The following is a 13,147-nucleotide window of genomic DNA, read 5'->3' as shown; positions in this document are numbered from 1 at the left end:
TGGTCGCTGCGGAAGCTGCCAGCGGCTATGCCGCCGGCGAGGATTTCCCGGAGGCGCGCGGTCCGTCGACGTTTCCACGTCGATCACGCCTACGACGGCGTTGCCGGGCCGCCGGTCGGCTCGGCAACGCCGTGGAGGTGGCTCGGACGCCATACTCACTGTTCGCTGTGTGATGAGCGGCCTCGGGAATCCCTCATGGAGCCAACCGCCCGACCGATCCGATACGCTACAGTTGCGTATCTGAATTACGGAAGGTGGCACCGTGTCGTTCACAGCAGGCGAGCTCGGGTTTCTTCGCACCCAGCCGATCGGCAGGTTGTGCACGATCAGCGCCGCGGGAGTGCCGCAGATCCGGCCGGTCGGCGTGCATCTCACCGCCGACGGCACCGGCATCGAGATCGTCGGTCATGCGCTGGCGAGCACCCAGAAGTGGCGCAATGTACTGCACAACCCGCGGGTGGCGTTCATCGTCGACGTCGTCGAGTCGGTCACTCCGCCGGTGGCCTATGGAATCGAGGTCCGCGGTGTCGCGAGCGCGCATCCCGGTGCCGGATCGACCGAGGGCGGGCTCAGTGGCGACGTCCTCCGGATCGCCCCGCGCCGAATCCTTTCCTGGGGGATCGACGGGCCCGGCACGCACGCCCGTAACGTCTGAGGCCCGGTGCGCGCGTCGCACCTTCGAGCGAAAAGGATCACCGCCATGTCGAAACCGGGACGCCCGCGCAACGCGGACCTCGATCGCGATCTGCTCTTGGCGACCCAGTCCCTGCTGGCGGAGGTGGGTTACGACCGGCTGACCATCGATGCCGTGGCGGGCCACTGCGGTACCGCGAAAACCACGGTCTACCGGCGCTGGCCGGGAAAACCCGAACTCGTCGCCGATGCGATCGCACTGCTGCACAGCATCGATCCCGTCCCGGATACCGGGGACCTGCGCGCCGACCTGGTCGCCCTGGCCGCGGCCTGGCATGATCCGGACAGCCGCCGCGACGCCGTCGTCGGCGGATTGCTCACCGCGATGAACCGCGAGCCGGCTCTTCGGGAAGCCGTCCGCGCCGCGATCACCACGCCGCACCTCGACGCATTCGCCGCCATTGTTGCTCGCGCGGCCGATCGCGGGGAGATCGCCACCGGCCACGATCTGGGATTGATCGGTTCGCTGTTTCCGGCACTCACCTTTCATCGCATCACCGTGCAGGCCGAACCGGTCGACAGCGCGTTCATCGAACGCGTCATCGACGGTCTCGTGCTGCCTGCCCTCGCGGCGCCCCCGTTGGGCGTCACTTCCTAGTCGGCGCGATTCGATGCGAGAATGCGATGGCGTCCGAGCAGCGCGTTCACCCACGTTCGCCGGCTGTTCGCGCCTATTCTCGGGAAGCGACCTGCCAGCTGTCGAAAGTTCCGTGAGAGGAGCGCACAGTGACGGACTACGGGCGTGATCTCCAATTCGGGGTATTCGTCAATCCCGCCGTCGCGAATCTCGGCAACACGCTCGAGGTGGCCGAGCTCGCCGACGAATCCGGCTTGGATTTCATCGCGGTGCAGGACCATCCGTATCAGGCCCGGTTCCTGGACGCGTGGGCCCTGATGTCGACGCTGCTGGCTCGTACGCAGCGGGTGCGGGTCGTTCCGGACGTGGTGAATCTCCCGTTGCGTCCGCCCGCTGTGCTGGCCAAGTCGGCGGCTTCACTGGATGTGTTGTCCGGTGGACGTTTCGAGCTCGCGCTCGGGGCGGGCGCGTTCTGGGAGGCGATCGCGGCGATGGGCGGTGCGGCCAGATCGAAGGCGGAGGCCGCGACCGCGCTCGAGGAGGCGGTCGAGGTCATTCGGCTGATGTGGTCGGACCAGCGGGCGGTGCGTTTCGATGGCCACTTCTACCGACTGTCCGGCGCCCATCCGGGTCCGCGGCCCGCGCATCCGATATCGATCTGGCTCGGGGTCTCCGGGCCGCGTTTGCTGCGGCTGGTCGGCCGGCGAGCCGATGGCTGGATACCCTCGAGCACCTACATTCCGCCGAGCGCGCTTCCGGAGCGCAATGCCGTCATCGATCAGGCCGCACGGGAGGCCGGCCGGGACCCCGGGTCGATTCTGCGTGGTTACAACGTCTTCGGAGAGATCGGCAGCGCGGAATCGGCGCAATTCAGCGGTCCGGTCGATCAGTGGGTTCGGGAACTCACGAGCCTTGCCACCGAATTCGGGATGGACACATTCTTGTTCGGCCACCCCGCCGACGACGTGACCCAGATCCGGACGTTCGCCGAGAAGGTCGCCCCCGCGGTCCGATCAGCGGTCGCCGCTCGTCGAGCTGCCGGCTGATCCGCCGTCGGCCTCACCTGGAGCGCCGCCACTTCGATCCGGCCGGGGGCAGGGGAGTGGATTCGGCTCGCCGTTGACGAGCCGAATCCGCCGGTTCACCAGCCGGAGCCCGAACCGCCCGATCCGGTGTTGGCGAGGATGGTGCCGATGATCATCTGCAAGATTCCGGCGACAGAGCCGACATATTCCACGGTCTTCCTCCGCTTCTCATCGCCGATTGTCCGGCGTAGCTGGAATATAGCCAGCCAGGTTGCGAAATGTGTGAGTTTCACAAAAGTGGGCGTGCGGCGGTCGCGGTCAGGTTCTGTCGAGGCCGGCCTCGCGTAGCCGGTGGTGCAGTTCGCTGTCGTTCAATCTGGCGAGATAGGTGTTGTAGGCGGTGGTCGCGGGATCGTTCTCGATGGGGATTCCGGCGCGGTCGGGCAGCAGGCCCGGCGGCAGTTCCCGAGCTGCAGTGGCTTTCAGGCGTGCCGACGTCGATACGGCGGTGGCGAAGGCGCGTTGCGGTCGTCGGTGGGCCCAGGCTGCGACGATCAGGAACAGACCGAACAGCGGCCACAGCAGCGCATAGCCGACGTTGTGGTCGAGAGCGATCGCGCCCTCGAGCCGGAACCACTGCCACGCGCCTACCGCCGTGCATCCGACCGCCGCCACGGTCAGTAACACCGGGGTCAGCAGCGGTCGCGTAGAAGGAGGACTTGCCACACCTCATGTGTACTACAGCGCGTCGCACAACCGCCTGGATGGTTGTCGGGCGACCTCGTGCCGTGAGGCTGGATTCGGTCGGGTCGAGAGTACGGGGTGTTCTGGCCATCGAGGCCGGGCCGCCGCCTGCGAGCGCATATTGGTCGCGCGCAAATCCTCTCGTGGCAAGGGGATTCCGTCACGCCGCGAGCTCGAAACGGCTCGCGGCATGACGACTCACCGAGTCGTCTCGTCGGCCAGGCGTTGCAGGTAGCCGGCGAATCGGCGGCGGTCCTCTTCGCTCCACGTTGCGGTGAGTTGTTCGAAGGAGCGGCGCTGCCAATCGCGGGACGCGGCCAGCAGGTCGAGTCCGCTGTCGGTGAGTTGAACGACGGCTCGGCGACGGTCGCGTGCGGATTCTCGGCGCGCGAGATATCCGGCCACCACGGCGTCGCGCACCATCCGGCTGGCGCCGGAGTGATCGAGGCCGAGCTGCTCGGCGACGTCGGTGACGGCCGCCTCCGTACCGCTCTGAAGAACCGCGGCGACGGCTTCTACGACCTGGATGTGCTGCACCCGCCGCAGCTCTCCGTCCGGTTCCTGGGCGACCTGCGCGAGAGCCTGGTTGCTCCAGCGGCGCGACCAGAAACGGACCAGCCGAAACAGCGCCGGACCGCCGTCGACCGCGTCGCCGCTGCCTGTCTTGGGCGGAACGTTCCGAGGATCACGTGTACTCACCCTCGACATTGTATGCGTTCCGCACCTATATTTGTATGCGTATCGCATGCAAATGCTCATGACTCAGGAGGAAACGATGCCCATCGTTCTCAACCACACAATCGTCCCGGCGACCGATAAGCGGATCGCGGCAACGTTTTTCGCCGACCTGCTGGGACTGGCGGTATCCGCTCCGACCGGCCCGTTCATCCCCGTCCACATCAACGACGATCTGACCTTCGACTTCGACGATCGCGCCCGATTCGCCCCCGGCCACTACGCCTTCCTCGTCGACGACGAAACCTTCGACGCAGTGCTCACGAAGCTGGCAACATGGCCCGCAGTCGATTACGGCTCCGGCCCGGAACACGGCTGGGACCGCCAGATCAACCACCTGTCCGGCGGCCGCGGCGTCTACGTCCGAGACCCCGACGGTCACAGCTACGAGCTGTTCACCGCAGTTCCGTGAGTCGGCGCTCGCCAGACCACGCGCGCACTGCGGCTGATTGTCTGCCACCTTGTCGGGAGTGTGGCGGCCACACTCGGGGGCAAACCCCAGGCCGTATACGGCAACGAGAAGCCACCGCGGAAGCCAGCTCCTACGCACCGTCTCCGCGTAGTTCCAACGCAGTGATGATCAGCTCGCGGGCCGTATCACCGTGTACGGCCTGCTCGGCCAAGGCAGTGAACACCTTTTCGTAGAGGGCTACCTCGCGCGGCTGAGTGATGGTGGACTCGGCGGTGATGGTCTCCACCAGGGCCTTGCGCCGGTCGTAGAGCACGAAGTCGGTGGTTCGGCGGAAGAACGGGCTATCGGCTGGGACGATGCCGAAGACCAGGCGGGGTAGATCCATCAACGTCAGGACATGACGTAGTTGCGCGCCCATCACCTCATCAGTGCCCACGGTGGTCCGCAGGGCCTGCTCTCCGACCAGCAGATAGAACCGGTGGCGACCGTGGTGTAGAACGCGCTGGCGTTCCATCCGCGCGGCGACGGCAGCGTCCAGGTCTCGGCTGGTGCCAAGGAATTCCATGCCCGCCGCCATGAGTGCTCGGGCGTAGTCGGCGGTCTGGAGCAGACCGTGGAATACCTGCGGGTCGTAGCCGCGCAGGAGTTCGGTGCGTTCCTCCACGCCCCCGATCTGACGCTGATGGTTGGCGTAGCCGAGGCCGACGATCCGCCGCCATTCCACCCAGGCGGCGGAGATATTGCGGACGGTTGCCAGCAGGTCCGGGTATTCGTGGTCGGCTCCCGTGATCCGGCACCACGCGGCAAGGTCATCCTCCGACATCGCCTGTGCGCCGTGCTCGATGCGGGAGACTTTCGCCGGGTGCCATCCGGCCTGGTCGGCCAGCTGATACCCCCGAAGGCGCGCCGCCACCCGGAGAGCACGCAATCGGGCTCCCAGGTCGCGGCGCGCTTCCTCGACGTTGGTCACTTGGCGTAGTCGGAATGCGGGATGGCCTTCGCCCACAATGCGTCACGCCGCCGGGCGTGGTGGCCGACGATCACCGGATCGGTGGTTGCCATCCAGCCTGGCAGCGCCGCTCCGTCATCGGTGAACACGGTGTAGGCGGCGATGTCGTCATCGAACAACCACCAATCGTCATCGGGCAGATCCGGCGGTGCCTCCTGGCGCGGCAGCCATCGGATGTCTTCGCCGACCTCGATATTCGCCGCCGTGGTTCCCACTGAGAACCGGGTGTAGTCTCCGTGCGGCTCGGTGATCACCCGAACCCGCTGTACCATCCGGCCGGCTCCGGTCACCTCCCTCATCAAGGCGTGCCATTTCGCACTCGCCGACGGGTCCTGCCGTTCCCCTTTCAGGAATCGACGCACCCGGTCCGCTTCACCGGCGACGCCGCTGTAGTCGTCGCGGACCTCTAGGTGGAAGGCGCGTCTGTGGGTGCGGAAGGCGCGCGCCAGGTCATCGAATGTCAGGTGCCGCATCGCGCCGCCTCTCCTTCCCGATTCCGACTTCCACCGCTGATTCATGGCCGGGCAGTCGAATCTGGTCCAGCGCTTCGGCATCGGTAACCGGATCGCCGGTAAGCATAAACGTGCCGTGCCCGGTGTCCCGCAGCATCGAGCCCAGGCATGTGCCGGGCTGTAGGTGCCGGATAAGGCGGTGCGGTATCTCGATGGTGTCGACATCGTCGGTACTCCACCCCTGGACGACGTAAGTGTTCCGGTCGCTGCGGAACAGAGTCGGGCTCTGGCCGTCGGTGCTGTCGCCGCCCAATCTTTCGACCTTCATGGTTCCTCCCGTGATGTGCGTGAACATCCATCATCGGCTCTCGAGCGCAGCGACGCGTCGGAATCCGGCGCAATATCGCGCAATTTCCTGTTCGGCGTGAACTCCATACTCATAGCGTGCATTTCAGCCCCGCCGCCGGGTGGTTGAGCCTCGGCGGTGGGCGCCTACCAACAACAGGCAAAGGGGCGGTGCGCATGGCGGTCGGGCGAACTGCGGCGATCGGGTTGGTCCGGCGACGGATGCCGAGCGGAGGGGCCGACCTCGCCGGGCTGGCCCACAGGCACGGCTACCGGTTGGCGTTCACTGTGGTGCTGGATGTCGGTCCGTTGGTGGCCGCACTGGTGATCACGCAGCACATTTGCGAGCACGACGCTGCCGCCGTGGTGGTTCCAGGATTCGAACACGCCGACGCTGTGCGACACGTGGTGACCGATCTCGCCGCTCTGATCACCCCGATGCAGGTCTATCCGCGCGGGCACAGGTGGCCGATCGACGATGGGGTGTGGCTGTGAGCGCCGCGCTGCTCATGCTGGTGGTGGCTTTACTCGTGCTCACCGTCTGGCTCTATTGGCCGGAACGCGACGAAGGGCCGGAGCGAGACGACCGCGACCGGCTGTCGGTTGCCGATATCGAGGCCCGGTTGGCAGCCGAAGAAGACGAGCGCCCCTAGGTCCCTTGACCAAGCCGTCGGCAGTGCGCAAGGCCGGCCACCCGCCCCCGCGACGCCCCTGACCAGCGGATTAGCTCTCTAGACACCCCCTGAGGTAATCTCTTCGAGCGCCCGGAATCGCGGCGCAACGGGCTGTGGCGCAGTTTGGTAGCGCACTTGACTGGGGGTCAAGTGGTCGCAGGTTCAAATCCTGTCAGCCCGACCAGCGCGGCCTTACCTGAGCCAGTGACTGAAAAGACACTGGCAAGGGTAAGGCCGTTGTCATTTCCCGGCACTGCCGGATCATCCAAGGTGCTGTTTCCGCCGTCTGAGCTGGATGAATGCTTACGCTGCCCTGAACTCTTCGCTCTGCTTCCGAGGTGGTGGCCAGCCCGGTCGGATGCCAGCCTCATACCGTCAGCCCCAGTGGTTTCACGGTGCCGGTAGGCCCGGTGAGCGTCGTGCAGTTCGCTGAACAGCGGGTCTTGTCGTCGGTGGCTACATCGAGGTCGTCCAGGTAGAACCGCTCGAAGAACGTTTCGTTGAGCAGGCGGCGGATCGAGTCGGTGCCGTCCAGGTAGAGCTGGCTGGGGTTGGCGACCAAAGGGAGCGCGTCCCGCAGCATCTCGACACCGAGGCTCATTTCCGCCGCTGTGTTGCAGGATATGTTATGTATGGACGCACAACTAAATAAAGAGACGTTGAATATGTCAAATTTTGCGCGATCGGCTTCAGGATCAGCGATGCAGTCGAACAGCTTCGAGCGAGAAGCTATAGACGACCACTCGAACACGCCTGTTGAAGATATTAAACGGCGCGCCACCAAAGAGTGAATACCTTTCTGCGGTATTGATATATTTTGACATAAGTACCGCCGAACCTGACAGTCCGATTTGGGTTAACGCTCTCAAACTACAGCGGGAATTCGGTGAGCTTGCGTGGAACGACCCCGCTTACGCATTGCAGGTAGCCGCCGAAGCACAGACCGAACATGGACGTGCAGGTGACACGCTAGTATCCGAAATGGTGCCGGGGATAATGGCCTACGACTGGGATGCAGGTCTAAACTTAGTCAGCAAGCTCATGACGGATAATAGCGACGCGGCGAAAAACGCAACCGCAGCGATCCACCGCGAGGCAAAGAGTGGACGACTATCTCCGCATGCGGCGGACGGAATCCTGGCAAGTGTAGCCGATCGTCAATCGTAGTTTTGATGCCTCTGCGTTAGGCTACCTACATGAGTGATCAATCAGACGCGAGCCGCGATACCGACTGGCTACCAACGGAACTTGAGCCTGTGGCGTTCAGGCTAGCCCGAGCTGACCAAGCCATCGAGCAGATCGCGGCGCTTTGCGCCGCCTGGTCACAACACGGCGTGACTCCCACTCAGGTTGAACGGAATCAGGGCGTCTTCGATGTCGAGATTGAATCGATTCGGCCAATTCCACCACTGATCGCCATGCTATTCAGCGAGGCGATTAATCACATGCGATCCGCGATCGAGAACACGCTGTTCTATGTGGTTGAAAGCGCTCGCGATACGCCGCTGACGGAGAAGCAGGCCAAGCGCGTGCTCATGCCGATCAAAGATGATCAAACGGGAATGGATAAGTGGCATCGAGAAGAAGGCAAGGCTGTTGCCGAGTTCGCAGTCGGAACAGTTATTGGCGACCGAATCGCCCGCCTGCAACCGTTCAGCGATCAAGCTCGAATTCCATCGATCGGGGAAACCCTTGCTGCGCTGATGAGAGTGACGCCAGACTTCGAGCATCCGCTCAAACTGCTGCAGGAGTACTCGAATACGGACAAACACCGAAATATTCGGCTGTGCGCAACAGGACTGCTGGTCGATCGCGAAGATCAGCCGTTCGCCGGCCAAGATCACTCTATGCGACCGATAACCGCCGGAGATCTTGTTATGCAGATTCCGGTTGGCACGCCGGTTATTGCTTCATTTACCGCGAGTGTTGTCGTTGAGCGACCGAGTGGAGCTGCCTTTGTTTCGCCTGGTGCTGAGTTGAACCACCTGCTGCGACATGTGAACGACGTCGTCATTCCGATGCTCGTCAAAGGCATCGTGTTGACGAAATCGCTTCCACCGCATATCGATCTCGGTGACACGGGTCTATCTAGTCGGGAAAGGCTACAGTCCGGCAGATGGGAGTACGCGCACGCGCGGGAAGGTGTCCGGATGATGCAGGATCTGGTCGAGACCATGAGCGCGCCGCCAAGATTCGTGAAATCGGCTACAGGTGATGCGGATTAGATCGTCGGCACGCTGCGTGCCGACGATTGTTGTGATACATCAGCCTGCCATCTGCCGGCCTGCACCGGTGATGTTGATTCGCCACCGCACCATCTCGACACTGCACCCGAACTCCCACGCCGCCTCGTCCAGGCTTTTGCGCCGCTTCGCCAGCGCCCACGCAGCTCTGGCCGGCACAAGCAGGGCGCCAGCTAAGAAGTTGGCTTCATCCTCGTGATCGGCGTTCCATGTCCGGCATCCACGGCCGTCGTGAATCGGCGCAGGGGGGTGCATGCGAAGTCCGTGGCTGAGTTCGTGGGCAATATCGCTCGACTGTCGCCCTGGTGTGTGCGCCTCGTTGTGGACGATCACCCGCCGAGTTCCGCTGAAGAGCGTCAGCCCGGAGAAGCTTGACGCGTCTTCACCGTGCAGCACGCGGATGGCCTCTCCGACGCTTGGATCGCGTGCTTCAAGGTCGGAGAGTGTGAAAATCGGGATATCCAGATGATCGGCGAGCCGACGGGGGTCGAGCCGCTGGTACTCGGTAAGTCCGAGTTCTTTGCGGGTTTCGACCGCGAGCCGCTCCGCCTCGGCCTTGAAGCCCCTGTAGTACCCCATCGCGCTTATCCCTCCAGAACCTTGTATGTTGCCCGCACCACTTGCTCCAGGGCATCGGCGACCTCCGGCCTGAGACTCCTGTCGGCACGTAAATACGTTGAGAACATGGCTAGCGGCTCAGCGTGATCCGGCTTGCTGTGGACTCGTACGACGAAGTCATCGGCACTCAGGCCAGCCCAATCGACCAGCGCCGCGAGGCTGTCAACATCCGGTCGTTTGCCTTGAGCGAGGCGGGTCAGGGTGGACTGGCTGACCTTCGCTCGCTGGGCGACGTCCTTCCACATGAGATTTCGGGCATCCCGCTCGGCATTGAGTGCTGCATAGAACGCCCCTGCGTCGAATGATCCGCGATCAGACATGATTTCCTTTCGACATGTGACGTCTGGTTGCACTTCTGCAACCGGCCTGCTATCGTCCAGTTTGACTGTAGACGTTCGGTTGCAGAGGTGCAATCGAACTGGCATCGAGGAGCGTTGTGAACGTCTTGATGATCGGCTACGACTTGAACCGGCCAGGCCAGAAGTACGACGAGCTAATCGAGTACCTGAAGTCCCATGGCACCTGGTGGCACCATCTGGACTCGACCTGGCTAGTGAAGACATCCTTAACGGCGGTGCAGATGCGCGACGCGGTGAAGCGGCACGTCGATGCGAACGACGAGGTGCTGGTCGTTAACGTGACCGGCGACTTGTGGGCAACATTCGGGATTCCCGACAAGGGCACCAGTTGGCTACGGGAGCACATGGACGGCTGACAGCGCCGGTCAAGCGACTCTTCCGAACGAAAGGGCGAATCATCAGCACTAACAGGCTCCACACTCGAAATGGCCGTCCACTCCAGGTCGACGGCATCAAGATCTACTCGCGGTCGGGCAAGTACGTCGGCCGGATTGACCGCGGCAAGGTCTTCGATCCGCGCGGACGTTACGCCGGAACGATTGTTGGTGACAGCGTTGTCTTTCGCGGTAGCGACAGCGCTGTCATCGGCAGCCCTTCGGTTTCCGCTTCGCGTGCGGGCTGCGGGCTGCGGTGCACCCAATATCGGTGGCTCCGGGCTGTGGGGCGACGAACCGGCATTTCCTGACTGAGTAGCACGAAGACCTCATGGTGCGTCGGATACGAGAAGGAGGTGGAAATGGCAAAGGGCAAGGTTACGAGTCCGAAGGCTGCAAAAGCGGCGTCGAAGGTACTCAAGGATGGCCGTACAGGCAAGGCGTCGAAGACGGCCGCTGCTTCAGCGTTGGCGCAGACGCCGAGTAAAAAGAAGTAGGACCGCCGGGCCGGGCATTAAGCCCGGCCCGTTCTGCGCGCGGCAGACTTTGCCGAGAATGATTGCTCTGTCTGATGAATCGAATGATCGGAGAGATGGAATGGCACCAACAGCGAACGTGTGGATATCCCGTGGTCAGGGTCTCGATCGCGCCGTTGGTAAGGTGGCCGAGTGGTTCCGGCGCAACAGTGATAACTATCAGCGACGCGCGCTTCTCGCGCCGCAGAAGGCAGACGTAGCACACCCCGATCCGATTCTGGCTCAGTACATTTCAAACGGCAACGTAGGTAGTCTAAAGGGAACATCAGCCACGCCAGGCGGGCCAGTGCTCGCGCTGATTCCTACCCACAGGCTGCTTTCTGTAGCTGTTCATCTGGCTGACGGCCAGGCGCTTGGCGTTGTCGAGCACGCTCCAGGGGAAGTTGCCGGATGGGCGGCAGCGACGGGTGCTCTGAACCTCGCCACCGGCGAACCAACGCCCGACGTGCCGCCGCAGATTCGTGCGGCCCTTGAAGACTTGCATGCTGCGGGCTACAACGGCTACGCCCGGAGCAAGGAACTGTACTTCAAGACTCTCTATACCCCGCCGATCAAGATGCTGACCGGCGCAGGGTACCCATTCGATTTCGTTGCGTCGTATTTGGCTGCACTGAGCGACCATCCGAGGGACTGGGATGATCTCAAGAAGATATATCGGTAGACCGCGTAGCCATTCATCCTTCGGCGGTGATCTCAAGTGCCCCACAGAGGTAGAGGCAGCCTACGTGGTACGACAGGTGCCTGGCAAACCACTCAACGTACTCGCTGTACGCGACTCTGCACACGAGCCACTGGCAGAGATATTGGTTTCGGGAACTGTCGGCCAGACAATGGCTTATCATCGGCCTCCCCGGTCTGCGCCACGAATAGTTGATTGGACAATAAAACGGTGACCTTGATCCTGAGCGCTGTGACTCGCGGGTTCGTGTTCCATGCGAGTGATCGTTTATTCACGATCAAGCGGCGTGGGGTCACTGAACCTTGGGATTCTAGAGCTAACAAGACATTGGTCGTAGTTGGAGATGATTGCTGGCTAGTCTTGGCTTACACCGGACTTGCTTATCTCGATGGCAGGCCAACGGATCAGTTCTTAGCCGAGGCCATATCTGGAGTGCCAAACCTCTCTGGCGGAGGAATGTGCCTTAGCAACCGCCCTCCTGGTCTTCACTATGCCGAAATCATCCGTAGGGTTGTCGAGTCGGTATCTGCGGCATACGAACGCCTCACTCCATCTGTTAGAAAGTATTCGTTGGTTGTTGCCGGAACAGGAATGCAGCTCACTCGGCCAAGATTTCGGGAGCTTACATTTCGGCTTGGGTTTTCCGAGGCAGGTTATGATGGTGGCGCGGCGGAGACCGTTCGATACCCGTCGATATGGAGATACAGTTGCATTCCCGCAGGAGATGTGAACGACAGGATCCATGAGCGTATGCGGGCGCGGTTACGGAGCGATGAAACGCTCGATTCGCCTGAATCTTTCCGGAGGATTCTTGTTGATGGCGTACGAGAAACGGCCGCGCAATCCGAATATGTTGGTGAAGACGTGATTTCAGTTGTCTTGAACCCTAAAGCAAGGAAGATTGATGTCCACTTCGATCTAGCCGATCCGTCTCAAATAATCACTACGGGAACCGGAAGTCCCTTCGAGGCATATGTGAAGCACAAGCTTGAGCTCTACACGCCATATGCTCTATTGCCGCATGCGATCTACAGCCCATCTGTTGCAAGCGTCGGTGGCTGGCAGGGAAGCGATGGAATCTCCTTCAACTTTATTGGCCCACCGCCGGAAGTCGGCGGCGGGTTCTATGGGACTTACGCCAGGAGACCTCAGCCACGCTGAGTGTGGATCGGCCGCACGGTAGCTATCGCCGCATCGACACGTTCCGGGCATGTAGTGCCTTCCACACACTGCCCTTCGCCTTGCCGAGCTGTCGCGCCACAGCATTCAACGACCGGCCCTCGCTGTAAAGCCGTACTGCCCAGTCGATCTCCTCCTCGGTTATCGGCTGGTACCGCATCTTGACCCCATGTTCCCGCAGAATCGACAGCAGCCCGCCTTTCGAAAGTTTGTATTGCTCGCACAGCGCGTTGGTTGATGCTCCGCTTCTGTACCCCTCGACCACCTCGGCGATAGTGTTGGGCGACAGCCGCCGATCCAAGCGCCGCGGTTGCACCGCGCTGCTGTCTGCCGACGAAGACCGGCGGCGCGGCCGGGCGTCGATCTTGGCGATGATCGTCTTCAACCAGTCCGGTTCCCACTGTTCCAAGTACCGTCCGCTAACCCCGACAATCAAAACCCCTTCCCACCTGCGCGGGAAGGCGTTTTCTCGTTTTCCGACCACCCGGAGTTG

General features: G+C 62.4%; 20 protein-coding genes and 1 tRNA gene. 12 read left to right on the top strand and 9 right to left on the bottom strand.

Going from position 1 to position 13,147, the window contains the following annotated elements; genetic code table 11:
• Nucleotides 1-262: 262 nt before the first annotated feature.
• From AC5W7N_RS27570 to AC5W7N_RS27560, 3 genes are all read left to right on the top strand, one after another.
• Nucleotides 263-655 (top strand): PPOX class F420-dependent oxidoreductase, encoded by a 393-nt coding sequence (locus AC5W7N_RS27570; protein WP_194989359.1) that lies wholly within the window; start codon nt 263-265, stop codon nt 653-655.
• A 45-nt stretch (nt 656-700) separates the two neighbouring features.
• Nucleotides 701-1,291 (top strand): TetR/AcrR family transcriptional regulator, encoded by a 591-nt coding sequence (locus AC5W7N_RS27565; protein WP_194989358.1) that lies wholly within the window; start codon nt 701-703, stop codon nt 1,289-1,291.
• A gap of 128 nt (nt 1,292-1,419) precedes the next feature.
• A complete protein-coding gene (locus AC5W7N_RS27560) occupies nt 1,420-2,316 on the top strand; it encodes an LLM class flavin-dependent oxidoreductase (RefSeq protein WP_194989357.1) in 897 nt (298 codons plus the stop codon).
• A gap of 297 nt (nt 2,317-2,613) precedes the next feature.
• Here AC5W7N_RS27560 and AC5W7N_RS27555 read toward each other — a convergent pair whose 3' ends face one another.
• Entirely contained in the window at nt 2,614-3,021 is a 408-nt protein-coding gene (locus AC5W7N_RS27555) for a transcriptional regulator (protein ID WP_194989356.1), read from the bottom strand.
• Nucleotides 3,022-3,237: 216 nt separating this feature from the next.
• Nucleotides 3,238-3,738, bottom strand: coding sequence for a MarR family winged helix-turn-helix transcriptional regulator (locus tag AC5W7N_RS27550; protein WP_280498636.1), 501 nt, complete (start codon nt 3,736-3,738; stop codon nt 3,238-3,240).
• 76 nt (nt 3,739-3,814) lie between these two features.
• On the opposite strand from AC5W7N_RS27550, the gene AC5W7N_RS27545 reads away from it, so the two are divergent.
• Nucleotides 3,815-4,186: a VOC family protein gene (locus tag AC5W7N_RS27545; protein WP_194989354.1), complete on the top strand. Its 372-nt coding sequence runs from the start codon at nt 3,815-3,817 to the stop codon at nt 4,184-4,186.
• Nucleotides 4,187-4,316: 130 nt separating this feature from the next.
• Here the strand turns inward: AC5W7N_RS27545 and AC5W7N_RS27540 are convergent, their stop codons facing one another.
• The 3 genes from AC5W7N_RS27540 to AC5W7N_RS27530 are packed head-to-tail and all read right to left on the bottom strand — an operon-like array spanning nt 4,317 to nt 5,975.
• Complete coding sequence (locus tag AC5W7N_RS27540; RefSeq protein ID WP_495922618.1) at nt 4,317-5,156, bottom strand: helix-turn-helix domain-containing protein; 840 nt, start codon at nt 5,154-5,156, stop codon at nt 4,317-4,319.
• On the bottom strand, nt 5,153-5,668 hold the full coding sequence (locus tag AC5W7N_RS27535) for a DUF6879 family protein (RefSeq protein ID WP_495922616.1): 516 nt from the start codon (nt 5,666-5,668) through the stop codon (nt 5,153-5,155). The genes AC5W7N_RS27540 and AC5W7N_RS27535 overlap by 4 nt, the downstream gene beginning before the upstream one ends.
• On the bottom strand, nt 5,646-5,975 hold the full coding sequence (locus AC5W7N_RS27530) for a hypothetical protein (protein ID WP_495922615.1): 330 nt from the start codon (nt 5,973-5,975) through the stop codon (nt 5,646-5,648). The genes AC5W7N_RS27535 and AC5W7N_RS27530 overlap by 23 nt, the downstream gene beginning before the upstream one ends.
• 239 nt (nt 5,976-6,214) lie before the next feature.
• Between AC5W7N_RS27530 and AC5W7N_RS27525 the strand changes: the two genes are divergently transcribed.
• The 3 genes from AC5W7N_RS27525 (at nt 6,215) to AC5W7N_RS27515 (ending at nt 6,850) form a co-directional block, all read left to right on the top strand.
• Complete coding sequence (locus tag AC5W7N_RS27525; RefSeq protein ID WP_495922613.1) at nt 6,215-6,487, top strand: hypothetical protein; 273 nt, start codon at nt 6,215-6,217, stop codon at nt 6,485-6,487.
• Entirely contained in the window at nt 6,484-6,645 is a 162-nt protein-coding gene (locus AC5W7N_RS27520; protein ID WP_495922612.1) for a hypothetical protein, read from the top strand. The genes AC5W7N_RS27525 and AC5W7N_RS27520 overlap by 4 nt, the downstream gene beginning before the upstream one ends.
• 128 nt (nt 6,646-6,773) lie before the next feature.
• A tRNA-Pro gene (locus AC5W7N_RS27515) sits at nt 6,774-6,850 on the top strand.
• A 183-nt stretch (nt 6,851-7,033) separates the two neighbouring features.
• Here AC5W7N_RS27515 and AC5W7N_RS27510 read toward each other — a convergent pair.
• On the bottom strand, nt 7,034-7,417 hold the full coding sequence (locus AC5W7N_RS27510) for a hypothetical protein (RefSeq protein ID WP_495922610.1): 384 nt from the start codon (nt 7,415-7,417) through the stop codon (nt 7,034-7,036).
• A 445-nt stretch (nt 7,418-7,862) separates the two neighbouring features.
• On the opposite strand from AC5W7N_RS27510, the gene AC5W7N_RS27505 reads away from it, so the two are divergent.
• Nucleotides 7,863-8,891, top strand: coding sequence for a hypothetical protein (locus AC5W7N_RS27505; RefSeq protein WP_495922608.1), 1,029 nt, complete (start codon nt 7,863-7,865; stop codon nt 8,889-8,891).
• 39 nt (nt 8,892-8,930) lie between these two features.
• On the opposite strand, the gene AC5W7N_RS27500 is transcribed toward AC5W7N_RS27505, so the two are convergent.
• Both AC5W7N_RS27500 and AC5W7N_RS27495 read right to left on the bottom strand, forming a co-directional pair.
• Nucleotides 8,931-9,488, bottom strand: coding sequence for an ImmA/IrrE family metallo-endopeptidase (locus tag AC5W7N_RS27500; RefSeq protein WP_495922606.1), 558 nt, complete (start codon nt 9,486-9,488; stop codon nt 8,931-8,933).
• A 5-nt stretch (nt 9,489-9,493) separates the two neighbouring features.
• On the bottom strand, nt 9,494-9,847 hold the full coding sequence (locus AC5W7N_RS27495) for a helix-turn-helix domain-containing protein (protein WP_495922604.1): 354 nt from the start codon (nt 9,845-9,847) through the stop codon (nt 9,494-9,496).
• 116 nt (nt 9,848-9,963) lie between these two features.
• Here AC5W7N_RS27495 and AC5W7N_RS27490 point away from each other — a divergent pair, with 116 nt between their 5' ends.
• From AC5W7N_RS27490 to AC5W7N_RS27475, 4 genes are all read left to right on the top strand, one after another.
• Nucleotides 9,964-10,242, top strand: a complete 279-nt coding sequence (locus tag AC5W7N_RS27490) for a hypothetical protein (RefSeq protein ID WP_495922602.1) — start codon at nt 9,964-9,966, stop codon at nt 10,240-10,242.
• A gap of 380 nt (nt 10,243-10,622) precedes the next feature.
• A complete protein-coding gene (locus tag AC5W7N_RS27485; protein WP_278265264.1) occupies nt 10,623-10,757 on the top strand; it encodes a hypothetical protein in 135 nt (44 codons plus the stop codon).
• Between the two features lie 100 nt (nt 10,758-10,857).
• Entirely contained in the window at nt 10,858-11,457 is a 600-nt protein-coding gene (locus AC5W7N_RS27480) for a hypothetical protein (RefSeq protein ID WP_495922601.1), read from the top strand.
• A gap of 228 nt (nt 11,458-11,685) precedes the next feature.
• Entirely contained in the window at nt 11,686-12,636 is a 951-nt protein-coding gene (locus AC5W7N_RS27475; protein ID WP_495922599.1) for a hypothetical protein, read from the top strand.
• A 22-nt stretch (nt 12,637-12,658) separates the two neighbouring features.
• Here AC5W7N_RS27475 and AC5W7N_RS27470 read toward each other — a convergent pair whose 3' ends face one another.
• The gene (locus AC5W7N_RS27470) at nt 12,659-13,063 is read right to left on the bottom strand and encodes a helix-turn-helix domain-containing protein (RefSeq protein WP_495922598.1); all 405 of its coding nucleotides are present in this window, start codon (nt 13,061-13,063) and stop codon (nt 12,659-12,661) included.
• Nucleotides 13,064-13,147: the final 84 nt, after the last annotated feature.

Source organism: Nocardia sp. CDC519, assembly GCF_059509835.1.
The sequence above is the reverse complement of the archived record's forward strand: the minus strand, read 5'-3'. Positions and strand labels throughout refer to the sequence as shown.

Excerpts from the sequence above, each read along its gene's own strand:
- AC5W7N_RS27565 (WP_194989358.1), top strand. The coding sequence starts at position 701 with ATGTCGAAACCGGGACGCCCGCGCAACGCGGACCTCGATCGCGATCTG.
- AC5W7N_RS27545 (WP_194989354.1), top strand. The coding sequence starts at position 3,815 with ATGCCCATCGTTCTCAACCACACAATCGTCCCGGCGACCGATAAGCGG.
- AC5W7N_RS27535 (WP_495922616.1), bottom strand. The coding sequence starts at position 5,668 with ATGCGGCACCTGACATTCGATGACCTGGCGCGCGCCTTCCGCACCCAC.
- AC5W7N_RS27530 (WP_495922615.1), bottom strand. The coding sequence starts at position 5,975 with ATGAAGGTCGAAAGATTGGGCGGCGACAGCACCGACGGCCAGAGCCCG.
- AC5W7N_RS27525 (WP_495922613.1), top strand. The coding sequence starts at position 6,215 with ATGCCGAGCGGAGGGGCCGACCTCGCCGGGCTGGCCCACAGGCACGGC.
- AC5W7N_RS27505 (WP_495922608.1), top strand. The coding sequence starts at position 7,863 with ATGAGTGATCAATCAGACGCGAGCCGCGATACCGACTGGCTACCAACG.
- AC5W7N_RS27500 (WP_495922606.1), bottom strand. The coding sequence starts at position 9,488 with ATGGGGTACTACAGGGGCTTCAAGGCCGAGGCGGAGCGGCTCGCGGTC.
- AC5W7N_RS27495 (WP_495922604.1), bottom strand. The coding sequence starts at position 9,847 with ATGTCTGATCGCGGATCATTCGACGCAGGGGCGTTCTATGCAGCACTC.
- AC5W7N_RS27485 (WP_278265264.1), top strand. The coding sequence starts at position 10,623 with ATGGCAAAGGGCAAGGTTACGAGTCCGAAGGCTGCAAAAGCGGCGTCG.
- AC5W7N_RS27480 (WP_495922601.1), top strand. The coding sequence starts at position 10,858 with ATGGCACCAACAGCGAACGTGTGGATATCCCGTGGTCAGGGTCTCGAT.